Genomic DNA, 23463 nt, shown 5'->3' with positions numbered 1-23463 from the left:
CGCACAAGCGCTCCCTTCGGGCGAGGCTGTCGGGCGCTCTCGCGGCGTTGCTCGTCGCTCATGTAGCGCTTGCTACATCACGCGCCTCGCGCCTTGCGAGAACGCCCGACAGCCTCGCTGACATGTGGCATTACCTATGATCGGATTAGTAAGGACTGCCGCCCGGCCATGTCATACGTAACCGAGTCTATTAGCGGTAACCCCAACCGAGGGCAGGACGTCCTCGATGGATTTCGCCAACTCAAGGCGTGAACTCGTTTTGCTGCTAGCATTGACCCGTGGTACGGAGATAGCGAACGTCTCCATATAATCCGACCAAGGAAGGTCCAGGAACGAGGCGATACGCTTAACTGTTTCCCTTGGGCGCGTGTCGAAATCTTCGAGGTGGACTCGCAAGAATCGTGTGGAAGGAATGCGCGCCTCCAATCCGAGAATACCTTTCTGTATGGCATCCCACTGGAACGCGACCACCTCGGCCAGTGGACGATCCAACATGGCCTCCCAGCCCTGCGGGAGTGGGAAATTCCACATCGTGAAAGGATAATCGGGAATCGCCAAAGGCCTCGGCAACTCCCAGGTGAAAAAGCGTTCGGGGCTCAACCAGCCATTCACCATGGAATGCAATGTATCCGCCGGATCCCGGACGATGTGAAGGTAGCGGGCATCGGGAAAGGCAGACTCCAGCAGTTCGGGCCACAGCCCACTATGAACGCACTTGTCCACCAAGCGTAACCCCATAGTCGAACGCCAACGCAACCCTCGAACCATTACCAGGCCCCGATATCCGGGTCGGAGCACCCAGCGGGAGAGCCACGGATTCCGCTGCCCGGCGGGCACGTCGCGCGCGTCGGCGCGTTGCCATACCTCGGCAGGCAGCGCAAGCTTCGCCAACCGCCGATGAATCCAATCGATGTCGCGGTTCTGGAGGTTGCTGGGTGCCCTCTCCCCTGTCCAGGCGTACTGCGCCGGCTCGGTCAACGGTTGCCACACCGGCTGCGACTCCCTTGCCGTAGAGACAAAGCCCGGATGCCCCCGCAGAATGCGGTGCAGCAGAGAAGTCCCTGACCGTGGCGCCCCGACAATCACCACAGGCGCCTGAAATCGGGGCTCGGTATATGCGGTCATTCAATACTAGTCCCTGGCGCGGCGTAGAATTTGAAAGCCACGGCGTCCGGCGGCAAAAGCCAACGTACTACGGCGCATGGTAGCCAGTGCCTTCTGCAGGCAGGTATGGCCCCGTAGTCGAACCTTCCCGCTCGTATGCACGAACCGCTCGCGATCCCCAATGGCTAGAAATTGCAGAGCGTAGTTGAGGCGAATATACGCGAGCCGCTGATCCAGCGCACACTCTGGAATACCATCCATGCCGCGCAGCCTCTCGACGAAATGCAACATTCGCGCTAGCCGCGTTTCAAGCTCCTCACTCGATGCTTGGCGAAACCGCTTTGTGTAGGAGTTCGGCACACGCCGACGATAGCCGGCCATAATACACGGAAGATATAAAACGCCGTTGCGCCCGACGATGGCCTCGGTGAAAAAGTCACCGACCGGCGGTGGCGGGAAACTACCGAGCCACCAATCCAGCATCTCCAACGCGGCCTCCCGACGCATCAGAAACGATGCGGTCGGCGCGAACTGGTCATGCCGACCGATGACGGCCTCCGGCCGAACAACGCACTCCCTGTCACCGTGATCAAAGCCCTTCCTCTGCCTACCTCTGCCCACGGCAACACGCATGGCCGGATGAACGCACAGATTCACATGCGGATGCCGACGCATCGCATCAACTTGTTTTTGTAGTTTTCCGGGATCTGTCCAGAAATCATCGCCCTCGCACTGTGCAATAAACTCTCCACGTGCCCGGGGGAAAGTGAACTCTTTCGGCCGCCTCCCCCGCGAAAACTGGTTTTCTTCTTGCAAAATCGGAAAAATGCACTCCGGATACTGAACGGCAAACTCTTGAACGATCTCCGGGGTACGGTCGGTGGAAGCATCGTCATGGACGATGATCTCCACAGGAAAACCGGTCGCTTGAATCAAGAATCCTTCGAGCGCCCGTCTGACAAAAGACTCGTGATTGTAGGTATGGCAAACCACCGAAACCGTCGGTTTTTCTTCAGGAAACCATTGACGAGAATGACTCACTCGGCGATCCTGCCCAAGCACTTCTGATAGAAGACTCGCTTCGCTGCCATATTCGCCCGCACCCCTGGCTCGGGTTCCGCAGGGAAGTTATCCTTCTCATGCCTTAGTGCCATTTCCACGCTTCTCCCCGAAATGGCTTCCAGCTCATCCACAGAGGTGTCAAACTCATAGCCGAGCGCATACATTTCTGGCAGACAGATATATTCCACCAAAGCAATATCTTCTGGCGACATCGCACTTCGATACTTGCCGTGGTTATCGCGCATCACCGGTTTTCTCAGATTCTCCCAAGCCGAGACGTTTGTCGCATTACGGCGTGTCAGATCTTTTTCGTGAAAATTCAGCATACCTGGGTCGAAGGGAAGACCGAAGAACTCGCAGGAAGCAGGTATCACACTTTCCGGATCCGTAATCATCTCTTCATATCGAATCATCCGAGATCGCCCCACCCCCCGGAGAGTGGCATGGTCCTTCATGAACTGTTGCTGATCCTTTTTCCACTGTTGCGCACCATGAACGATTCCGCCCATATGTGTCCGACTTCGCGCCCACGATAGAGCCACATCACGAGGATCACGAACCAAATAGAGAAAACGGGCATCCGGGAAGTGGGTGAGCAGGAAAGAAATTAACTCATATACCTGGTTCTCCTTGATGAAACAGTGCTCCTTACCGTGTGCACGAGCCTCCTCCAAAGCAACATTGCGCAACAGACATGGAAGATCACCAGGCGGAGCCAACTCGGAAAGCGTATCAAGCGTCAACGAGCTCTTCCATTGGGAAAACGGAACATCCAACAGCCTTCCGATATCCGTCAGCAGCGCTGACCAGTTTTCGCGGTCGCTCAATGGCTCATAGCGAAACGCATTACGCACCACCGGGTTAAATAGGTGTTTTGGGCTGGGGCCACAAACATCATTATGGCTATCCATTATTTTGGTGATCAGATTGCTCCCGCTACGCTCGGAACACATCAGGAAAATAAGCATCGGACCCCTCTCTGCCTCAACCCGTATTAACAAGACCGTGCAATCGCTCGTTCCGCCCAAGCCTGCATTTTGGACCAAGCGGCTTCGACTTCCTCTTGGGAGTAAGCCTTCAAGCGCCAGTGGTTTTGTTGCTCGAACTGTCGCGGGCCGACAGAGGACATGCCAGTCAAAGGGGCGCCTAAAAGCTCTAGACTCGCTTTGAGGCGTTCGAAGTGAGCATTTGGGTTCGCGCAAAAGTCCTCATACGGGATATCGATCCGCCGCCTTTCCGGCACGGATTGCACGCCAAGCGCGATCGATCGGTTTATCGCGGCGACCTGGCCAGCCACCGACTCGAGCGGAGAGAGATGCTCGAGCTGCGGGTATTCACGAATACGAAATGAATACCAAGTGTCGAACCCTCCATATTGACGATGGCGGGCCTCCAGAACAGACTGGATATTGAACACCGGATCGCGGTGAATATGTACGAACAGAGCGTTCTCGAACCGGGCGCTCAACGCGGGGATCATCTGATTCATGATCATCGCCTTCAACGCGAAAGGTTTGGCGAAAATATTCGCCAACGCGTTTAGCTCGTCCCGTAGCTCGTCCAAATGTGCTCGGCAAGGAATCTCCCCTTCGGTCAGATAGTCGAGTTCATCGAAAGGCAAAAATCGCCGCCAAAAGTACCAAAACTCATTGGGAGACAGAGCGCCGCGTGTCTTGCCGTTCTCGGAGCGGAAATCGATCTCCGAGTTAAAATCCAGAATTTCGTCGCGAAAATTATATCTTGAATCGGTGAGTATCTGCTGAATACGCGCACCGACAAGGGGCGAGCCATAAAACCTCGACAGGAGGTTTGTCGGAACCTCTGCGAGCCCGACATCAGAAAGCCATTGCATGAAAAGCGTAGTACCGGACCTGGGAGGGCCGTGAACGAATACTTTGGGCATGCGCTCCGGCGAAAAATCCTGGAGCATGCCGATATTGGCCGGAGAAAGCCGTGCATTAATGTCTTGGAGCATGCCCTCGAGCTCAGGGAGCCGTTGAAATTGGGCTTGACGGAAAGGCTCGTTCATTTCCATAACCATCTCCGGTCTAATTCACGTTCATGACTCAGCTGTCGGTCAGTTTCGCTTTACACAACAGCTGTTGAATTCCCTCTGCACTCGTTGTGAACAGATAATGAAGGAAAGATGGATGCCATGGCCTTCCGTCTGGCGTGATGAGCGGCTCGACAAAACTTTCGAGAAATTGGAGACGAACCCCTTGTTCGCGGAAAATGTGCGGTTCGTACAGCGTTTTTCCCCCTGGAAGGTTTATATAGTGCGATGCACCAAGCTCTCGGCACAGAGCCAGGATACGATCCTGTCCCCGGCAGTTCCGCTTTGGTGCTATTTCACTTGCGGTCAAGAATATCGTCTTCAACCCCATAATATGCGCAGTCCTGGTGATACTTTCCGCATTGACAGATGCGACCACACGACTACCGGCTGTATGTACAACCTGGTCCACTAAAGGGGAAATTTTTTTATATTGCGAAGAATTCCCGTAAAGATGAACAATTTTTCTGCGCAGCTTACCACCATCGAAAACATAGCAGTGATCATTTATGTTGCGATTCTGCGACATTTTTTCCACTGGAATCGAGAAATGAACCGGCTGCTGACCCGCCCCCACAAGCCAGTTGCGATGGATGTATCCGCGCTTAATAAAGGGGACGTCATCCAAAAAAACGAAGATATCGGATTTTGCCGCCAACTGGTAATAACCAACATAGGGGAATAGATAGGGCTGCATAATGGCGACAGTTGTCACACCAAACCCCCGCCATCTATACAAGTTTCAGCAACACGGGTGATCTGCGTGGGGTCCAGCCTGGAATACATGGGTAAACATATGACTTTTTTCGATGCCGCGTATGCGTTCGGCCAGTCGCCCTCACTTTTTCGCGGCAGATTCCGATACATCGGAAACTCCGGGATCAAGGGATAAAAATAACGCCTACCCCAAATGCCCGCATCACGCAGGTGGAAGTAAAGTTCGTCTCGGGTCAATGGATAGTCTTCGTCCACGAATATTGGGAAATAAGCATGGTTGTGCCGAACCGCCGAGGAGTGTATGTGACACCGGATACCGGAAATACGCGCCAGTTTCTCACGATACAACGCCTCGACCCTGGCACGCGCGTCGATGGCATCGTCGACGTGATTCAATTGCGCCAGCCCTACAGCGGCTTGAAACTCATTCATCTTGGCGTTGATGCCGGCGGCAACCACGGTGGTTTCATTGGCGAAACCGAAATTCTTCAGGTAGTCGATGCGCTGCTTGGTCTTGGCGTTCGGGCTAACGATCGCACCGCCCTCGAAGGTATTGAACACCTTCGTCGCATGAAAGCTCAGAATGGAGACGTCGCCGTGCCGCAGGATGCTCCCACCCTCGTCTTCCACGCCGAAGCAGTGCGCGGCGTCATAGATCAAACGCAGCCCGTAGAGGTCGGCGATGTGCTGCAGTTCGTCGACCTCGGCCGGGTGCCCGTAGACGTGCACTGGCAGTATGGCGCTGGTCTTGGGCGTGATAGCTGCCTCAACCTGTTCAGGGTCGAGAGTCAGCGTCCAGGGGTCCACATCGACGAATACCGGTGTCAGATCGTTCCACAAAAGAGTATTGGCCGTAGCGACGAAACTGTATGGAGTGGTGATCACTTCGCCAGTCAATCGCAAGGCCTGCATAGCAGTCAGCAGGGCCAGTGTCCCATTCGCGAACAGCGAAATGTGCTCCACTCCGAGGTAGCTGCAGAGGGCAGTTTCAAGTTGCTCGTGAAATGCCCCCCTGTTGGTTAAACGATGCGAACGCCAGATCTCCTCCAGATAGGGCATGACTTCCTCAAGAGGCGGCAGGTCCGGCTGTGTGACCCGAATGATCTCATCGGTGACCGACTTCGCTCCTTGCGCTTGACTCGCTTTCCATCTGCCGTCGTGTCCCATCACGAACCCCACCGTTCTTGATTCCGAGTTTGTTACATACAGGCAAGCGACGCTCGAAGGTCTTCCCAAACGCGCTCACCAATTACGTGCGGTTGCATGATTATGCTGCCATCCAGAACTTACCCGATCACTCAACAAGACTTCATCATGCCGTACACCGTATTCATGCTTCAGCCTGAATGGGGAACCGAGCACTCAAATCGTCCACAATCACGTTGACCGGATCGTGATTCGGCAACCGGTGCCCCCTTTCATTGTCGGAATGCGAGGCAGCACTGATTGCGTTTCGAATCGTATCTTGTCGAAACTCACTCAGAATCACGTTTTCGCCCATCCCCTCTTGACGTTCGGTTGCCGCGCGCATCAGCAGGGTCGGGATACCAAGATACGATAGCTCCTCCTGGTTGCTGCCTCCATCCGTTATCACCAAACAGGATCGGCTGATTAGCTGCATAAAAGGAACATAGGTCATCCGCGGACGTAAATCGATATTAGAATTGGCTTCCAACTCTTGAAGCTTATTCAACTCGGCCAAGCGTTTCCGGGTAGCAGGATGAAGCACAACAATCACGTTCATCCGACAGGCAAGATCATTTATTGTCTCGAGAATGACCGCCATGCGCTGCCGGGAATAGAGATTTTCGAAGCGGTGAACAGAAACCACGGCATAAGGAGTCGGCGAATCCGTTCCCGATTTCATCGGTTGTGTGATAGCCCATCGCAAGGCATCCAGAATAGTGTTCGCACCCGTGTTCACAACCATGAGCCGTTGATTATAAATATTCTTACACGCCCACTCCCCCGGACAATAGGCAATGTGGGAAAGGCGGGTAACGATCCGGCGTGTAAGCTCCTCCGGAAAAGGGTGACGCCAATTGAATGACCGCAACCCCGCCTCCACGTGAGCGACACGTGTTCCCGATAGCCACCCCACAGCGGCCGCGATCAGCGTAGTGAAGGTATCACCATGGGTGACGACGACCGTATCCGCGCGCGGCGACGGGGCCCATTGTTTCCGCATCTTCCATAGGGACCACGCGGTGCGCACGATCCATGGCCCGGCCTGCCTGATTCCCTTTACTTCCGGCCCGTTGTACAAACGCTGGGGCAGACTCTGAACACCGAACTCCTCCAGAATTTCCGCGATGGTCTCACGGTGCTGCCCGGTGAGCAGCAACCGATAGGGAAAGGCCCGCCGCTCGAGCTCAGCTAGCAGCGGGGCCATCTTGATGATCTGGGCCCGGGTGCCGAGGACGACTATAAGGTGGTTTTTTTTTTGCCGGGATGAGTACATATCACCTTCGGTAATGGACCGCTCACGCAGACAGATTCTGCAGCACAAGATTGATTGTGTCGGCCGTAGCGTACCATGCTCTCGGGTTTCGGCGATCTATCTAGGCGCTTATGAGGGAACAGTGACTCACGAGAAGGGATATGCCAGCGCTAGGCGCCGAGTAGCTTTCGCTCTCGGGGGCCTCGGCGACCAGCTGATCCGCGGGGGCATGAGCGCGCTTGCACTCAAGCTGACTGAAGTTGTACTCGGACTCGTCGTCGTGGTGTTGCTGGCCCGCGTGCTCGGCGCATCCGGCTACGGAATTTACACATTCGTGTTCGCCCTGGTTTCCCTGACCGCCATGCCCGCGCGAATGGGCCTGCCCGCGCTCGTGGTTCGGGAAACCGCCCGCGGACACTCCCGGGGCGATTGGGGGCGGGTAGTCGGGATGTGGCACTGGGCCAATCAACTGGCTTTTGCCCTGTCGGCGACCATAGTAGCCGTAGGTTTCCTGATCCTTTGGCTAGACTGGGTCAAGGGGGAGGCATTACGGGCAACGTTGACTTGGGGCATCTGGCTGGTCCCGTTGCTGGCCTTGGCAGGCATTCGCTCTGCCAGCCTGCGTGGGTTACGCCATCCCATAGCAGGGTTGTTCCCTGACCAAGTGCTGCGCCCGGGGCTCCTCGTCCTCGTATTACTGGCAATAATCATCTGGCCGGATATCGATTTGTCGCCGGCAGGCGCCATGTTTCTGACCCTGGTCGCGGCGGGCATCTCCTTTCTCTCGGGTATCTGGCTGTTGGCTCGTGTCCAGCCGCGGGGAATTGCCAAGATCACTCGCATCTACGACTCCCGCCGCTGGCTCGCTGCAGTTTGGCCGATGGCGCTGACGCAGGGCTTCCAGCAGGTCAATCGCTATGCAGATGTGCTGTTGCTGGGGCTGCTGTCCACGGTGGCGGATGTGGGCATCTACAGAGTGGCAGCTCAAGGCGCAATGCTTGCGTCCTTGGGGCTGACGGCCCTGAACAGGGTCATTGCACCGTATGTGGCGCACACCCATGCACAGGATGACCTGCACCGACTACAGAATCTCGCCCGCAGTACGGCCCGGGCGTCACTGATCTTCGCATCCCTGACGTTGATCGGCTTTGCCGTGCTGGGAGAATGGTTGCTGGCGGCAACGTTGGGCGAGGAGTTCGGCGATGCCCATGTGCCGCTACTGATTCTCGCAGCCGGGCAGGTCGCGAATGCAGGCTTCGGCTCCACCGGCGTGTTTCTGAACATGACCGGTCACGAGCGCGAAGTCGCACGGGCGTTGGCCGCTACGGCTATAGCCAACGTCGGCCTGAACCTGGTGCTCATCCCGCTTTTTGGGGCAGCCGGGGCCGCCTCCGCGACGGCCACGACCCTCCTGCTCTCGAACCTCTGGCTCTGGGGCATGGTACGGTCACGGTTGGGTATCCGTAGCTCGGCATTCTGATGGCCTGACGAGCTACGGAGATTCACCGCCTCCGTCCGCTTAGGGGGGAGCGAAGCGAACCCTGCCACGATTAGTCGACGAACAGTGCCACCCTTCGGCTATAGCCCCGGGCTCGGGCAAGGCCGATTAGTGCAATGGGCCGGTGGTGACGGGCGTCGTCTTCTGCCCCTCTCTCGCCCAGACCAAATCCAACAGTTGGTTACCGTTGTCAAAGTCCTGAACGAGCCCGCCCAATAGTGAGCGCAGGGCTCGACAGTCGAACGCCCGGCATGCAGTGTCCACCGCCTGTAGCTGACGCTCCATCTCGGGCCATGCCAGGTACCGTTCTTTTGCGCGCTGGATCATGGGGTGACGCGTGGGGACGACGTTGTCGCCGATGAGCAGCTCCTCGAAGAGCTTCTCGCCTGGGCGCAACCCGGTGAACTCGATAGCGATGTCTCCGTCCGGGGCGTCTTCGTCACGAACGCGGAGTCCGGAGAGATGGATCATGCGCCGGGCGAGGTCGAGGATCTTCACGGGTTCGCCCATGTCGAGCACGAACACGTCGCCGCCCTCACCCATCGCCCCCGCTTGCAGCACCAGCTCGGACGCCTCCGGGATAGTCATGAAATAGCGGGTGACTTCCGGGTGGGTGACAGTAACCGGGCCGCCATTGCGGATCTGGTCGCGGAAGAGCGGCACCACCGAGCCCGAAGACCCCAGCACGTTGCCGAAACGCACAACCGCAAACCGGGTGTGCGGACGCTCGGCGGCTAGACCCTGGAGGATCATTTCGGCCAGGCGCTTGGTCGCGCCCATGACATTCGTCGGGCGTACCGCCTTGTCGCTGGAGATCAGCACGAACGAGTCCACGCCGGCCGCAAGGGCCGCCTGGGCGCAGTGGAGCGTACCGAATACGTTGTTGCGCACGCCTTCGATCACGTTGTGCTCAACGATAGGGACGTGCTTGTATGCTGCAGCGTGGTAGACGGTGTTCACGGCGAACGCCTCCATGACCCGCTGCAGCCGGCGACGATGCGTCACGGAGCCGAGCAGACCGTTGACCTCTACGTGCAAACCGTCACGCTGCGCCGTCGCGCGGAGCTCGCGCTCGATACGGTAAAGGCCATACTCGGAGAGCTCCAACAGAAGCAGGCGCGCAGGCTCCAGCCGCAGAATCTGCCGGCAAAGCTCGCTGCCGATAGAGCCCGCCGCACCGGTGACAAGGACGCTTTTTCCCTGAATAGCCGATGCCAGCAGCCCCCTGTCGGGTGCGACAGGAGTACGGCCAAGGAGATCCTCGACGTCCACCTCGCGAAACTCGTTCACGCGGGCGTGCCCGGACACCAAATCCGCCAGGTCGGGGAGCGTGCGCACATGCAGCGGGATACGCTCGAGGCGCTGGATGACTTCGCGCCGGCGCGACCGTGCCGCAGAAGGAATTGCGAGCAGCACCTGTAAAGCCCCGTGCTGCCGCGCAACCGCCTCGAGCTGCGCGGGGGGATACACTCGCATGCCCTGCATGATCACGCCCTGCAAAGCGGGGTCGTCGTCCACAAAAGCGATGGGGTCGTAGCCGTATCCGTTCTGAAGCGCCGTCGCCGCCTGAACACCCGCGGAGCCAGCCCCGTAGATGATCACCCGCTCCTCCACCTCGGAACGACGACAGAGCACCTGGAGCCACGCACGGGCGAAAAAGCGAGTACCGCCAACCACGAACAGCGCGATCAGCCAATAGAGAATGATGACCGTGCGCGGCAATCCCCGCATGTCCCAGATGATCGCCATCGCCGCGAGCGCAAGCGCGGAGAGACTGACCCCCTTGAGGACCGCGAAAACCGCATGACCACCGAGGTAGCGCACCACCGCCCGGTAGAGACCGAGACCGACGAACATCGGCACCGTCGCCAAAGGGACGATGATGAAGAGGGGCCAGAATCCGACGACCGAGGGCGCTGGTGTACCGAGACGCAGTGCAAACGCGAGCCACAGGGAGAGCGGTAGGCCGATGACGTCCGCCGCCACCATCAACGCCCGCTTCCACTCCCTCGGGAGCCCCGCGAAGAACTGATTAACGTGGCTGACGGACCATCGCCTCATGCGCCGCTTCCTGGAGCCATCACATTCCGTGAACACTCTACCCGTGAGCACCGCCGTCCGGAAGCCCGGGCCACGGCCGACAACGCTGGGGCACGCGTTGACCACATGATCCAGGGTTGCGACCTACCGTATGCAGTAGGCACTGTCAGTGGCCCGATCCATGATCGCGTGGTTCCACCACGGGCCATAGTGAATGACGGTATCGGCGGCGGTGAGGTTGAGGCCGGTGCCGCCGGCCTTGAGGCTGAGGAGAAAAAAATGGGCCACGTCGCCTTTCTGAATAACACTCGACCCGCTCCTGACCTCCCCTCGTACGGTATGACGGCGCCTATTGGGAGTCGGCGGGATCGGGGAGCAGGACAGCTTCTCGAACGCCACCTCGTATAGCCGCACTGAACGAGCGCAGCGAGGCAACAAGAAGCAAATGCACGATGGTATTCCAAGAAAGGAAATGGTGGCTACGGGTGGATTCGAACCACCGACTCCCACATTATGAGTGTGGTGCTCTAACCAACTGAGCTACGTAGCCACGTCCAAGGCAGGCGCGTATTTTTGCGTCCTGTTCGGGCACTGTCAAGGGTTGCTACAAGCAGACTGGACGCACGCTTGCCGACTCTGTCGACTGCAGCCTCTCTCCATGCATATCGGCCGTGCACAGCGAGCCAGCGGATACCACCGGAGGTGGCGGCTCCAGACCTGTGTATGGCCCTTCGGGCATCAGACGTTGAACCGGAAGTGGCAGACGTCGCCTTCCTGGACGATGTACTCCTTGCCCTCGAGACGCAGCCGGCCCGCTTCCTTGGCGCCCTGCTCGCCGTTGTAGGCAACGAAGTCGTCGTAAGCGGTAACCTCGGCGCGGATGAAGCCCCGTTCGAAGTCGGTATGGATACGGCCAGCGGCCTGGGGCGCGGTGGCGCCGGTGCGCACCGTCCAGGCCCGGACTTCCTTGGGGCCGGCCGTGAAGAACGTCTGCAGGCCGAGCAGTGCATAACCGGCGCGGATGACGCGGTTGAGCCCCGGTTCGTCGAGGCCGTATTCCTCGAGGAAGGCGGCCTTGTCCTCGTCATCGAGCACGGAGAGCTCCGCCTCTATGGCTGCACACACCGGCACCACACCGGCACCTTCACGCTCGGCGAGGTTTCGCACGGCGTCCAGGCGCGGGTTGTCACTGAAGCCGTCTTCCGCGACGTTCGCGACGTAGAGGACGGGCTTGGCCGTGAGCAGATGCAGCTCCCGCAGCAGTGGCTCGACCTTTTCACCCAGCGTCATGGCGCGTATGGGGATGCCGTCGTTGAGGCCGGCCTGAATGTCCTTCAGTGCATCCCGATAGATGATGGCGGTCTTGTCGTTGGACTTCGCCTGGCGCTCATAGCGCTGCAACGCCTTCTCGACGGTCTCGAGATCCGCGAGACCGAGCTCGGTATTGATGGTGTCGATATCGGCCACCGGATCCACCTGGCCATCCACGTGGTGCACATCGGTGCTTTCGAAGCATCGCACCACGTGCGCGATGGCGTCGGTCTCCCGGATGTTCGCGAGGAACTGGTTGCCAAGCCCTTCGCCCTTCGACGCCCCTGCCACCAGGCCGGCGATGTCCACGAACTCCATGGTCGTGGGAATGACCTTCTCCGGCTTGGCGATCGCAGCGAGCTTGTCGAGGCGCGGGTCGGGTACCGGCACGATGCCCACGTTGGGATCGATCGTGCAGAAGGGGTAGTTCTCCGCAGGAATCTCGTTGCGTGTAAGCGCGTTGAAGAGCGTCGACTTGCCCACGTTGGGCAGGCCGACAATGCCGCATTTGAAGCCCATGTTGCGCCGTCAGCTCCTGGGTTTGCCTGATCGTGAGCGGCTGCGCCGCGCTCGTTCGGTAGCGGTTCTACGGCAGCAGATCGTTGTCGGCTGCCAAGAGCCGCCGATCTACCGGCTGGTTAGGCGCGGCTGCGCCGCAATGGTTCATGCCGTTTCCGATGCACTTCGCGCACGCAGGCCGGCCTACGCGGCGGTATGCAGACGCTGGAAGGCGCGATCCCATTCGCCTTCGAGCAGCCACGGCAGAACATCCGCCGCGGCGTCAATGGCCTGATCAATGGCGGTCTGTTCGTCGCGCCCGGCGTTGCTGAGTACGTAAGGAACCACATCCTTGGCGTTGCCGGGATGGCCGACACCGATCCGTAGTCGGGCAAACTCACGATTGCCCAGTGCCTTGACTGTGTCCCGCAGGCCATTGTGTCCGCCGTGACCACCGCCACGTTTCAGCCGGACGACGCCTGGCGGAAGGTCGATCTCGTCGTGGACGACGAGCATCGCCTCAGCGGGGATCTTGAAAAAATTCGCCAGCGCCTGGATGGAGCGGCCGCTGTGGTTCATGAAGGTCGTGGGTTTCAGCAGGTGCAGATCGGTACCTTCGACCGTCACCCGCGCGACCTCGCCGTGGAACTTGCGCTCTTCCCGAAGCGACCCGCCATGACGGCGGGCCACCTCGTCCACGAACCAGAAGCCGGCATTGTGGCGGGTACGCTCGTACTTGGGGCCGGGGTTGCCGAGCCCCACGATCAAGCGTACCGGGGTATCCGTCGCCGCCATCGGCCGCCCTCCCGTGCGTGGCGGACGCGAGGATTACTCCTCGCCGCCCCCTTCGGCTTCGGCCCCGCCTCCGGCGGCCTCCTCACCGGCCTCGGCCTCTTCCTCCACAGCCTTGCGTGGCGCGTGGATGCTCACCACGACCGGATCCTGCTCCGATTCCTCGCTGAACTGCGAGAAGACGACGTTCTTCGGCGCGGCGATCTCGGAGAGATGCAGGGAGCCATCCACGTCCAGATCGGCGATGTCCACCTCGATGTACTCGGGCAAATCGCGCGGGAAGCACTCCACCTCGACCTCGATGAGATCATGGTGCACCACGCCACCGGCCTTCACGCCCTTGGCGGTCTCCTCGTTGAGGAAATGTACGGGCACGCTGGTGCGAAGCTTCTCGTTCGCACGCACGCGCAGCAGGTCCATGTGACTCACCAGCGGCTTGAAGGGGTGGCGCTGGAGATCCTTGAGAATGACCTGCTCGGTCTTGCCATCCACGTTGAGATCGATGATCTGAGAGAAGAAGGCCTCCTCGCGCATCAGGCGCAGGACCTGTTCCTCACCCACCGTGATGGCCACGGGCTCCTTGTCGGCACCGTAGACGATGCCCGGCAGCTTCTTCTCACGGCGCAGGCGGCGGCTCGCACCTCTGCCCTGCTCCGTGCGAACGCTCGCGTCGAGCTTGAGTTCGACACTACTCATGGTTGGTTGACTCCTGCTTGCTGGATGAACCGCCCTCACGGACGGCGACCTCCCCCGCGACCAGGTTCGGTCTATGGGTCCCGCTCACGCGGGCCGTTACGGGTATCGCGTCACGGGTTTCATGTTCCGCGCTGCGCGGTGCACCACCACGTGCAACCTGAAACCAGCGAACTCGAAACCAGAAACTCTAGTCGACGAACAACTCGCTCACCGACTCGTCGTTGTTCACGCGGCGCATGGTTTCGGCGAGCATCTCGGCGAGGGTGAGCGGGCGGATCTTGCCGCAGGCCTCGCCGGCTTCGGACAGCGGAATGCTGTCGGTGACCACCAGTTCGTCGAGGTGCGACTCACTGATGCGCTCGATGGCCGGGCCGGAGAGCACCGCATGGGTGATATAGGCGACCACCTTGCCCGCGCCCTTGTCCTTGAGCGCCTTCGCCGCCTCGCACAGCGTACCGGCGGTATCGACGATGTCGTCGGCGATGATGCAGGTTTTGTCCCGCACATCACCGATGATGTTCATGACCTTGGACTCGTTCGCCCGGGGGCGGCGCTTGTCGATGATGGCCAGATCCGCATCGTCGAGCCGCTTGGCAATGGCCCGGGCACGAACCACACCGCCGACGTCCGGCGAGACCACGATCTTGTTGGGGTGAACCTGGCGCCAGATATCGCCGAGCAGCACGGGCGAGGCGTAGACGTTATCCACAGGGACGTTGAAGAAGCCCTGGATCTGGTCGGCGTGGAGATCCACCGTGATCACGCGATTGATACCCGCCGCAGAGATCATGTCCGCGGCCAGCTTGGCGCTGATGGGCACGCGCTGGGAGCGCGGGCGACGATCCTGGCGCGCATAGCCGTAGTACGGGATCACCGCCGTGATGCGTGCCGCCGACGAACGGCGCAGCGCATCGGCGATCACCAGCAGCTCCATCAGGTTGTCGTTGGTGGGCGCGCAGGTGGGCTGCACGATGAACACGTCGCGGCCACGGACGTGCTCGTTGATCTCCACCTGAACCTCGCCGTCGCTGAAGCGGGAGACCAGTGCGTTGCCGAGACGGGTCTTGAGGTGAGCGGCGATTGCCTGGGCGAGCTGCGGGTTCGCATTGCCCGCGAACACCATCATGCGTCCGTTTTCGATCACGGCGGCTTACCTGTCGGTTGCGGCGGCGAGGTGAAAAATGGCTGGGGCGGCAGGATTCGAACCTGCGAATGCGGGGATCAAAACCCCGTGCCTTACCGCTTGGCGACGCCCCAGTTGTCTTCGGTCGCCCCGCACGCCTCTTGCGCTTGCCAGGCACTCAGCCGCTGGCGAAGCGGAGAGCCATTCAGCCCGCGTGCCACAAATCCGCGCCAGGGCGCAGGCAGCCGGGAACGGACCGCATCCGCCTGTGCGCGATCCGGGAAGGCCGCGAACAAGCATCCGCCGGTGCCGGTCAGCCGAGCGTCGCCGAAACGACCCAGCCAGTCAAGCGCCCGGCCCACTTCCGGATATAGGGCACGGACCACGGGCTCGCAATCATTGCGGAGCGACCCCGTTTCAAGGCGCGGTATTCTGATACGCGGGGTGTTACGTGTCAATTTCGGCGCACCGAAGACTTCGGCGGTTCCGACGGACGCACCCGGATCCACCACCAGAAACCATGGCTCATCGGGATCAACCGGTGTCAACTGCTCGCCCACCCCCTCGGCCCAGGCCGCGTGCCCGTACACGAACACGGGCACATCCGCTCCCAGGGCCAGGGCGATGTCGGCCAGGTGCGCCTCGCCCAGACCGGCTCCCCACAATGCGTTGAGCGCCACCAGGGTGGTAGCCGCATCCGAGCTGCCCCCCCCCAGCCCACCGCCGGCGGGTAACCGCTTCTCGATGTGGATACGCGCGCCACGGCGCTCGCCGGTGGCCGCCTGCAACGCGCGGGCGGCACGGACCACCAGATCCCGTTCCGCGGCGACCCCCGGCTGACCGCCGGTTCGCGTGACGTTGCCATCGGCGGTGACCTCGAAGTCCAGCCGATCCCCGTGGTCCAGGAACTGGAACAGGGTTTCGAGCTCGTGGTAGCCGTTCTCCCGCCGTCCGACCACGTGCAGGAAACGGTTGAGCTTGGCCGGCGCCGGCCAGCCTCGGGACACGTTCACACATCGACCTCCCAGCGACGAACGGCCAGACGCACACTCACGCCGTCGCCCTCCACCGAAAGCCGCGCGGGTAATCGATACCGCCCAACCGAACGATACTTACCGTAGGTGACCGTCCAGCCAGCCTGGCGAAGCTCACTGGCATGCTCGTCGCCGTTGAGCCGCACCTCGCCATCGACCCCCGGAGCCGGCAACCCGCGCACCCACCAACGCAGATAAGCCACTGGCAGATCGTAGCCGGTCTCCCGGCGCAGCAGCGCCCGCGCCGACGATGCCCTGGCCCGGCGACCGTCGCGGGTACGCAACGTCACACCGGCGTCGTCACCTTCCAGGCGCACCGCGCCCGCACCCAATGCGCCGCTCATGTCCAACCGGTAGTCACCGCCGTCAGCGCGCCAGCGCACGCTCATGGTGCCGCCATCATCACCGACACGAATGGCAGCCCGCCCGTCCAGCGACCACTTTCTCGGCGCCGACGGCACCTGCCACTGCGCGAGCTCGACAGATCGGCCGCCGTCGCTCGGGCGCGGCGGCGCCACCGTGCAACCCGCCAGGATCACCACGGACAAGACAACCAGGAGCCGCTTCATGGGAGCAATTCACCGTCGGTGAGCCGATTCACGGTGTCATGGAGCACATCGTGGCCGGGCTGCCGCTGCAATGCTTCCGTCCAGATCTCCCGGGCCTGTTCGCGCTCCCCCAGCTGCCATAGCACTTCGCCGAAGTGGGCGGCGATCTCGGCGCCCGGGGAGAGGCGGTAGGCGCGCTCCAGGTAGTCACGCGCCTCGGCGAGGCGGCCCTGGCGGTACGCCACCCACCCCATGCTGTCCACCACCGCGGCACTGTCCGGTGACAGGGCGTAGGCCCGGCGCACCAGGCGGGCAGCGCGCTCGAGCTGCCGCCCCTCGTCGGCGAGGGTATAGCCGAGGGCGTTGAGGGCGACCGCGTTGTCGGGTTCGCGCTCGACGATGGCCTCCAGGTCGGCGATCGCCGCGTCCACGACACCGCTGGCAACCCGGGTCATTGCCCGGGCATAGAGCAGTTCCGTGTTCTCGGGAAACTCCGACAGCGCCTGCCCCAATACCGCGAGACTGTCCTTGATCCGTCCGGCACCGCGCAGCACCTCCGCCTCGGTGACATAAGCGGGCACTGCCGCGCCGGCATCCTCCGCACGCAGCGCCTGCAGTCGCCGGCGTGCCTCGTCGATACGCCCCTGCGCGGCCATCACCCGGGCAACGCCGAGGCTGGCGTCGGTACGGTAATCGCCACCGGCAAGCTCATAGTGCTCGAGCGCCTGTTCGTAACGCCCCTCGTCGGTCGCCAGCCGCGCCAGGTAGTAATGCGCTGCGTCCGTGCGCGCCTCCAACGCGAGCAGCCGCATCAGCCAGCTACGTGCCTGGTCGTGCTCCCCTCCACGCATGGCGAGCAGCGAGCCGGTCAGCAGGGTCCGCGGGTCATCCGGCTGATTCCTCAGCAACTGGCGGAACTGCGCGAGTGCTTTACCGGTATCGCCGGCCATCGCCAGTAAGCGCGCGTACTCATAGCGCAGCTCGTTGTCCCCCGGGGAGGCCGCGACCATACGTGCGAGCCGGTCGTTGGCCTCGCCGATGCGCCCGAGACGCTGAAGCGCCTCGACCTCCAGGAGCGCCGCGGCCCGCCAGTCCGGCCTCAGAGCAAGGGCATCCTCCGCCGCAGCGAGGGCTTCCTCGAAATAACCGGTCTGCAACGCGACCTTGCCCAGGGCGAACTGTGCCGCCGCCTCCCCGGGGAAACGCCCGGCCAATGACTCGGCCACCGCGAGTGCTGTCTCGGCGTCGGCCTGCTGGGCCAGCTCGGCGCCGATCTGGCGAAAGACCTGGGCCCGGCCGCCATCGGCTGCGGGAATCACCCGCACGAACTGCTCGGCAGCAGCCACAGCGTCACCCTCGCGCAGCGCGATCAACGCCAGCACCCGGCTCGCCTCGCGGGCCTGTGGCGCAAGCGCGAGCCAACGATCCGCGGCCACCTTGGCGAGGTCCAGACGGTCCGCGTACAGGGCGACACGCGCCGCACGTGCGGCAACGCTCGGATCCTGCGACAGACCGGCGGCATCCACATAGGCGTCCGCGGCACGTTCGAACGCCCCACGGTTACCGGCGAACTCGCCGACCAGTAGCTGGTAGAGCAGACGGTCGTGGTCGCTGTCGAAATCCACCGCGCCAGACGTTTCGGCACTCGCCGGCTCGGCGGGCTCGTCGGCAGGCCGGGTCGCGCAACCGGCGATCACCGCCACCAGGGCGAGTAGAATACTGTAGCGTCGCATGCGTTCCTCGCTGTTCATGGCCGGGCCTCCGCGCCCGGTGACCCTCTCCATCTTACGGCGGACGGACGGGACAGAGCCATGGGGCGAACGCGTTGCACGTGCAAAGCAGCAAGTTCCAGGTTGAGAGCCTGCCAACGTGGTGGCGGCCGATCAGCCTCCGCAAGCGTCGACACCGCCTGCAAATCACGTGTGCGGTTCCTCCCGGAACCCGAACCTCTGGCCTTGGCGCTCGCTACGCGCTTTGTCTACACGCCGCAGTGCTCTACAATTCGGATTTCTTATTCCGCCCGGTAACGCATGCCTGTCGTCACCCTCGGTCTCAGCCACAAAAGCGCGCCTGTGGACGTTCGCGAGCGGGTCGTGTTCGCACCCGAGCGCGTACCCGGTGCGTTGCGCGAGCTGACGGCCCAACCAGGCATCGCCGAGGCAGTGCTGCTGTCCACCTGCAATCGTACCGAGCTCTACACAGTGCTGGACCCTGAGGCCGACCAGGAACACTTGCAGCATTGGCTCGAGCGCGCCCACGGTCTGGAGGCCGGCTGGCTCGGCAAGTATGTCTACTACCAGCGCGGCGCGAGCGCCGTCTCTCATCTACTGACCGTCGCCGCAGGCCTGGATTCCCTGGTACTCGGCGAGCCACAGATTCTCGGCCAGGCCAAAAGTGCGTGGCAGACTGCAAGCGAAGCCGGGGTCGTCGGCCAGACCCTGGACCGGCTGTTCCAGCACGCCTTTTCCGTGGCGAAACAGGTACGCACCGACACCGACGTGGGCAGCCATCCGGTCTCGGTGGCCTTCGCCGCCGTGAGCCTGGCGCGACAGATCTTCGGCGACCTCAGCCCGCTGACCGCCCTGCTCATCGGCGCCGGCGAAACCATTGACCTTACAGCCCGTCACCTGCGCGAGCAGGGCGTCGATCGCCTGCTGATCGCCAACCGCAGCATCGAGCGCGCACGCCAGCTGGTCGCGGAGCATGGCGGCGAACCCCTGAGCCTGGGCGATATTCCCGACCGCCTGACCGACACGGATATCGTCGTCGCCTCAACCGCGGCAACGTTACCCATTCTGGGCAAAGGCAGCGTGGAACGCGCTCTAAAGCGCCGCCGCCACCGTCCGGTGTTCATGGTCGACATCGCCGTTCCCCGTGACATCGAGCCCGAGGTCGGTGACCTTCGGGACGTCTACCTCTATACCGTCGATGACCTGCGCGAGGTCATCGAGGACAATCTGCGCTCCCGCCAGGCCGCTGCCGATCAGGCGCGTACGATTATCGATCAGCAAACCGACCGCTTCATGGAGTGGGTACGCGGACTCGATGCCGTCGAGGCGATCCGCGATCTGCGCCGACGCGCCCACCAGGAGCGGGAGGCGGTACTCGCCCGCGCGCGCCGGCGCCTGCGCCGGGGTGACGACCCGGACGCGGTCCTCGAGTACCTGGCGCACATGCTCACCAACAAGTTCCTGCATGCGCCCTCCGTCGGCCTGCGCGAGGCCGCCCGCCAGGGCGACGCCGCAGAGCTCGCCGCCGGTCTGCGGGTGCTGGGGCTAGACGACGAAGGCAGTTCATCGTGAAGGATAGTCTGCGACGCAAGCTCGACCAGCTCGGCGAGCGCCACGAAGAGATCGAAGCCCTGCTCGCTGACCCGGAAGTCATCGGCGATCAGAAGCGTTTCTCCAGCCTCTCCCGGGAATATGCCCAGCTCGCCCCGTTGGTGAAGGCGCTGGCAGCCTATCGCCAGGCTGAATCCGACCTGGCCGCGGGCCGCGAAATGCAGTCGGAGGACGACCCGGAAATGCGCGCGATGGCCGACGAGGAGATCGCGGCAGCCGAGGCCCGGCTCTCCGAGCTGGAGGACGAGCTCGAGGTGCTCATGCTCCCCCGCGACCCCAACGACGACAAGGATGTCTTCCTAGAGATCCGCGCGGGCACCGGCGGCGATGAGGCCGCCCTGTTCGCCGGCGACCTTTTCCGGATGTACTCGCGCTACGCCGAGACTCAGGGCTGGCGGGTCGAGATCATCTCGGAGAGTCCGGGCGAGCACGGCGGTTACAAGGAGCTCATCGCCCGCGTCAGCGGCGAGGGCGTGTACTCCCGACTCAAGTTCGAATCCGGCGCTCACCGGGTGCAACGCGTCCCGGAGACTGAATCCCAGGGGCGCATCCACACCTCGGCGTGCACCGTTGCGGTGCTGCCGGAAGCCGACGAGCTCGAGGACGTGGAAATCAACCCGAACGAGCTCAAGGTCGACACCTTCCGCGCTTCCGGGGCCGGTGGCCAGCACGTGAACAAGACCGACTCCGCCGTGCGCATGACGCACATGCCCACGGGCATCGTCGTGGAATGCCAGGACGAGCGCTCCCAGCACAAGAACCGTGCGAAGGCATTGGGGCTACTGCAAGCGAAAATCATGGCCCGCGAGCGGGAGGCGCAGGCCGCCGAGCAGACCCAGACGCGACGCCAGCTCGTCGGCAGCGGCGACCGCTCCGAGCGCATCCGTACGTACAACTTCCCCCAGGGGCGCGTGACCGACCACCGGATCAACCTCACCCTCTACAAACTCGGCGAGGTCATGGGCGGCGCGCTCGATCAGGTCGTGGGGCCTCTGGTTAACGAACACCAGGCGGACCAGCTCGCCGCCATGGCCGCGGAAGATCAATAAGCGGCGCTGGCCGGAACCTCATCCCTGCCCCAGCAGCTCCAACGCAAAACGGCCGGGGGCCTATCCGTTTCCCCCGGCCGTTACCACTCGTCGCCAATGCTTATGCGCGGCCACACGTCCTAGGCCACGCGCTGCTTCTCCCGGATCTCTTCCAGGGTCTTGCAGTCGACGCAGAGCGTCGCGGTGGGCCGGGCCTCGAGGCGACGCAACCCGATTTCCACCCCACACTGATCGCAGAAGCCGTAGTCATCCTTGCGGATGCGCTCCAGCGTCTGGTCGATCTTGCGGATCAGCTTCCGCTCACGGTCGCGCGTGCGAAGCTCCAGTGCGAACTCTTCCTCCTGGGTCGCCCGATCGGCAGGGTCCGCATAGTTGTTCGCATCGTCACGCATGTGACTGACGGTGCGCTCGACCTCTTCCTGCAACTGGCGCTTCCAGGCGTTGAGGAGCTTATCGAAGTGCTCGAGCTGAGCATCGCTCATGTACTCCTCGCCGTCCGCGGGCTGGTAAGGCTCGATACCCCGAACCGGCAGCGTGTTCTGTTTGTCAGGCATATTCGACTCCTCCAGTCAGGCGGAACCCGCGGTCTGCCAACGCCCCCGCGCCGCCAGGTCCTGCTTGCGACGGCCTGCGGCCGCCGCTCCCGCACGCTCTGTCGAAAGAAGCATGCAAAGCTCCGGTCATGATTACCCTCGCCGCTTTGTTCGCGTCAACCCCGAGAGACCATCACCGCTCCCGGGAGTTCCGCACCGGGCGAACCACCGTCAAGCGCCGGTGCGGGCACGCCCCTCGCAACACCGTCTGTCGGCTCACGACGACGCGCGGCACCAGGTGTCCCCCGGATGCCCCCAGGGTTCAGGCGATCCGCTTGCGTAGCGCTTCCCCCAGGCGTGCCCCGGCATCGCTAAGCACCGTCTCGGTGGTCGGCCAGTCGATGCACGGATCGGTGATCGAGACACCATACTCGAGCGCTTCGGGATCGCCCTCGAGCTTCTGGTTGCCCCAGCCGATGTTGCTCTCGATCATCGCGCCCATGATCGAGCGGTTGCCTTCCAGGATCTGGTTGACCAGATTCTCGAGCACCAACGGCTGAAGCCCCGGATCCTTGTTGGAGTTCGAGTGACTGCAGTCGACGACGAGCTGTGTGCGCAGACCCGCCTCACGGAGGTCTTTCTCGCACAGCGCGATACTCACCGAGTCATAGTTCGGCTGCTTGCCACCGCGCAACACCACGTGCCCGTAGCGGTTGCCGCGGGTACGGATCACTGCCGAGCGCCCCTGCTGGTCGATGCCGAGAAAACTGTGCGGGCTCGAGGCCGAGCGCAGTGCATTAATGGCGACATCCAGGCTGCCGTCAGTACCGTTCTTGAACCCCACGGCAGTGGACAGCCCGCTCGCCATCTCACGGTGCGTCTGGGACTCGGTGGTGCGTGCGCCGATCGCCGTCCAGGTGATGAGATCGTCGAGATACTGCGGAGTCGTGGGATCCAGCGCCTCGGTGGCCGCCGGGAGCCCGATCTCGGCGAGGTGCAGCAGCAGCTCGCGCGCCCGGAACAACCCCTCCTCGATGTGGAAGGAGTCGTCCATGTAAGGGTCATTGATAAGCCCCTTCCAGCCCACGGTGGTACGCGGCTTCTCGAAGTACACCCGCATGACGATGAACAGGTTCTCCGAGAGCTCGTCGTGCAGGACCTTGAGCCGCGAAGCATAGTCCTTCGCCGCATCCACGTCGTGGATGGAGCACGGCCCCACCACCAGCAGCAGGCGATGGTCGGTCCCGTCCAGGATGTTCTCGACACTCCGGCGGCCTCGAAGCACGGTCTCGCGGGCCGCCTCGGTCAGGGGCAGCCTGGCCTTCACCTCGGCCGGCGTGGGCAGCAGCTCCTGGGCGAGGACATTGATATTGTCGACAGTCGCTTCCGTCATTTGAGGGCAGTCTCTACGGTTCGGTCGGTCGGTAGCCACGGCTTTCGCTCACGGCAGAATCAAGGAACACACCATATTAGGTGCACGTCACGCAACTTTCCATGCGAGCGAAAGCAAGCGACACCCGCTCATCGGGGCACGCCGCTTCGGCGGGGTCCGGGTGAGCGTGTTGCCGGGGCCGGCTCGCCGGCCCCGGCGCCAGAACGATTCGCCGCAACGTACCGGCAGCCG

The 23463-nt window shown here is 62.2% G+C and carries 21 protein-coding genes and 2 tRNA genes; 3 read left to right on the top strand and 20 right to left on the bottom strand.

The features are described from left to right. Window positions 1–171: 171 nt before the first annotated feature. The 7 genes from ACPEES_RS13150 to ACPEES_RS13120 form a co-directional block, all read right to left on the bottom strand. Complete coding sequence (locus tag ACPEES_RS13150; RefSeq protein ID WP_435103952.1) at window positions 172–1125, bottom strand: sulfotransferase family protein; 954 nt, start codon at window positions 1123–1125, stop codon at window positions 172–174. A gap of 6 nt (window positions 1126–1131) precedes the next feature. Continuing rightward, window positions 1132–2145, bottom strand: a complete 1014-nt coding sequence (locus ACPEES_RS13145; RefSeq protein WP_435103951.1) for a glycosyltransferase family 2 protein — start codon at window positions 2143–2145, stop codon at window positions 1132–1134. Beyond that, complete coding sequence (locus ACPEES_RS13140; RefSeq protein ID WP_435103950.1) at window positions 2142–3134, bottom strand: sulfotransferase family protein; 993 nt, start codon at window positions 3132–3134, stop codon at window positions 2142–2144. The genes ACPEES_RS13145 and ACPEES_RS13140 overlap by 4 nt, the downstream gene beginning before the upstream one ends. Before the next feature lie 26 nt (window positions 3135–3160). Then, window positions 3161–4201, bottom strand: coding sequence for a sulfotransferase (locus ACPEES_RS13135; protein WP_435103949.1), 1041 nt, complete (start codon window positions 4199–4201; stop codon window positions 3161–3163). A gap of 31 nt (window positions 4202–4232) precedes the next feature. Continuing rightward, the gene (locus ACPEES_RS13130; protein WP_435103948.1) at window positions 4233–4934 is read right to left on the bottom strand and encodes a WbqC family protein; all 702 of its coding nucleotides are present in this window, start codon (window positions 4932–4934) and stop codon (window positions 4233–4235) included. After that, the gene (locus ACPEES_RS13125; RefSeq protein WP_435103956.1) at window positions 4931–6103 is read right to left on the bottom strand and encodes a DegT/DnrJ/EryC1/StrS family aminotransferase; all 1173 of its coding nucleotides are present in this window, start codon (window positions 6101–6103) and stop codon (window positions 4931–4933) included. Before ACPEES_RS13125 ends, ACPEES_RS13130 begins: the two co-directional genes overlap by 4 nt. A 163-nt stretch (window positions 6104–6266) precedes the next feature. Further along, window positions 6267–7397: a UDP-N-acetylglucosamine 2-epimerase gene (locus ACPEES_RS13120; RefSeq protein WP_435103947.1), complete on the bottom strand. Its 1131-nt coding sequence runs from the start codon at window positions 7395–7397 to the stop codon at window positions 6267–6269. A 208-nt stretch (window positions 7398–7605) separates the two neighbouring features. Here ACPEES_RS13120 and ACPEES_RS13115 point away from each other — a divergent pair, with 208 nt between their 5' ends. After that, window positions 7606–8856, top strand: a complete 1251-nt coding sequence (locus ACPEES_RS13115; protein ID WP_435103946.1) for an oligosaccharide flippase family protein — start codon at window positions 7606–7608, stop codon at window positions 8854–8856. Between the two features lie 126 nt (window positions 8857–8982). Here the strand turns inward: ACPEES_RS13115 and ACPEES_RS13110 are convergent, their stop codons facing one another. From ACPEES_RS13110 to ACPEES_RS13060, 11 genes are all read right to left on the bottom strand, one after another. Further along, window positions 8983–10935: a polysaccharide biosynthesis protein gene (locus ACPEES_RS13110; RefSeq protein ID WP_435103945.1), complete on the bottom strand. Its 1953-nt coding sequence runs from the start codon at window positions 10933–10935 to the stop codon at window positions 8983–8985. A 123-nt stretch (window positions 10936–11058) separates the two neighbouring features. Then, on the bottom strand, window positions 11059–11202 hold the full coding sequence (locus tag ACPEES_RS13105) for a helicase-related protein (RefSeq protein ID WP_435103944.1): 144 nt from the start codon (window positions 11200–11202) through the stop codon (window positions 11059–11061). A gap of 185 nt (window positions 11203–11387) precedes the next feature. Continuing rightward, window positions 11388–11464 (bottom strand) — tRNA-Met (locus ACPEES_RS13100). 188 nt (window positions 11465–11652) lie between these two features. Continuing rightward, window positions 11653–12744, bottom strand: coding sequence for a redox-regulated ATPase YchF (ychF, locus tag ACPEES_RS13095; protein ID WP_435103943.1), 1092 nt, complete (start codon window positions 12742–12744; stop codon window positions 11653–11655). 183 nt (window positions 12745–12927) lie between these two features. Continuing rightward, window positions 12928–13518, bottom strand: coding sequence for an aminoacyl-tRNA hydrolase (gene pth / locus ACPEES_RS13090; protein WP_435103942.1), 591 nt, complete (start codon window positions 13516–13518; stop codon window positions 12928–12930). A gap of 33 nt (window positions 13519–13551) precedes the next feature. Then, window positions 13552–14211, bottom strand: coding sequence for a 50S ribosomal protein L25/general stress protein Ctc (locus ACPEES_RS13085; RefSeq protein ID WP_435103941.1), 660 nt, complete (start codon window positions 14209–14211; stop codon window positions 13552–13554). Window positions 14212–14398: 187 nt separating this feature from the next. Continuing rightward, window positions 14399–15337, bottom strand: coding sequence for a ribose-phosphate diphosphokinase (locus tag ACPEES_RS13080; RefSeq protein ID WP_435103955.1), 939 nt, complete (start codon window positions 15335–15337; stop codon window positions 14399–14401). A gap of 56 nt (window positions 15338–15393) precedes the next feature. Next, window positions 15394–15468, bottom strand: a tRNA-Gln gene (locus ACPEES_RS13075). Continuing rightward, window positions 15448–16347 carry a 4-(cytidine 5'-diphospho)-2-C-methyl-D-erythritol kinase gene (gene ispE, locus ACPEES_RS13070; protein ID WP_435103940.1) on the bottom strand — a complete coding sequence of 300 codons (900 nt, stop codon included), beginning with the start codon at window positions 16345–16347 and terminating at the stop codon, window positions 15448–15450. Before ispE ends, ACPEES_RS13075 begins: the two co-directional genes overlap by 21 nt. After that, window positions 16344–16937 (bottom strand): lipoprotein insertase outer membrane protein LolB, encoded by a 594-nt coding sequence (gene lolB, locus ACPEES_RS13065; protein ID WP_435103939.1) that lies wholly within the window; start codon window positions 16935–16937, stop codon window positions 16344–16346. The genes ispE and lolB overlap by 4 nt, the downstream gene beginning before the upstream one ends. Continuing rightward, on the bottom strand, window positions 16934–18667 hold the full coding sequence (locus ACPEES_RS13060) for a tetratricopeptide repeat protein (RefSeq protein WP_435103938.1): 1734 nt from the start codon (window positions 18665–18667) through the stop codon (window positions 16934–16936). Before ACPEES_RS13060 ends, lolB begins: the two co-directional genes overlap by 4 nt. A 279-nt stretch (window positions 18668–18946) precedes the next feature. Here ACPEES_RS13060 and hemA point away from each other — a divergent pair, with 279 nt between their 5' ends. Then, window positions 18947–20218 carry a glutamyl-tRNA reductase gene (gene hemA / locus ACPEES_RS13055; protein ID WP_435103937.1) on the top strand — a complete coding sequence of 424 codons (1272 nt, stop codon included), beginning with the start codon at window positions 18947–18949 and terminating at the stop codon, window positions 20216–20218. Beyond that, entirely contained in the window at window positions 20215–21306 is a 1092-nt protein-coding gene (prfA, locus tag ACPEES_RS13050; protein ID WP_435103936.1) for a peptide chain release factor 1, read from the top strand. The genes hemA and prfA overlap by 4 nt, the downstream gene beginning before the upstream one ends. Window positions 21307–21425: 119 nt before the next feature. Here prfA and dksA read toward each other — a convergent pair whose 3' ends face one another. Together dksA and ACPEES_RS13040 are read right to left on the bottom strand one after the other, a co-directional pair. Beyond that, the gene (gene dksA / locus ACPEES_RS13045; RefSeq protein ID WP_435103935.1) at window positions 21426–21860 is read right to left on the bottom strand and encodes an RNA polymerase-binding protein DksA; all 435 of its coding nucleotides are present in this window, start codon (window positions 21858–21860) and stop codon (window positions 21426–21428) included. 301 nt (window positions 21861–22161) lie between these two features. Continuing rightward, window positions 22162–23232, bottom strand: coding sequence for a 3-deoxy-7-phosphoheptulonate synthase (locus tag ACPEES_RS13040; protein WP_435103934.1), 1071 nt, complete (start codon window positions 23230–23232; stop codon window positions 22162–22164). Between the last annotated feature and the right edge of the window lie 231 nt (window positions 23233–23463).

The organism is Arhodomonas sp. AD133, assembly GCF_051195215.1.
Classification (GTDB): domain Bacteria; phylum Pseudomonadota; class Gammaproteobacteria; order Nitrococcales; family Nitrococcaceae; genus Arhodomonas.
This window is presented reverse-complemented; position numbering and strand designations above follow the sequence as displayed.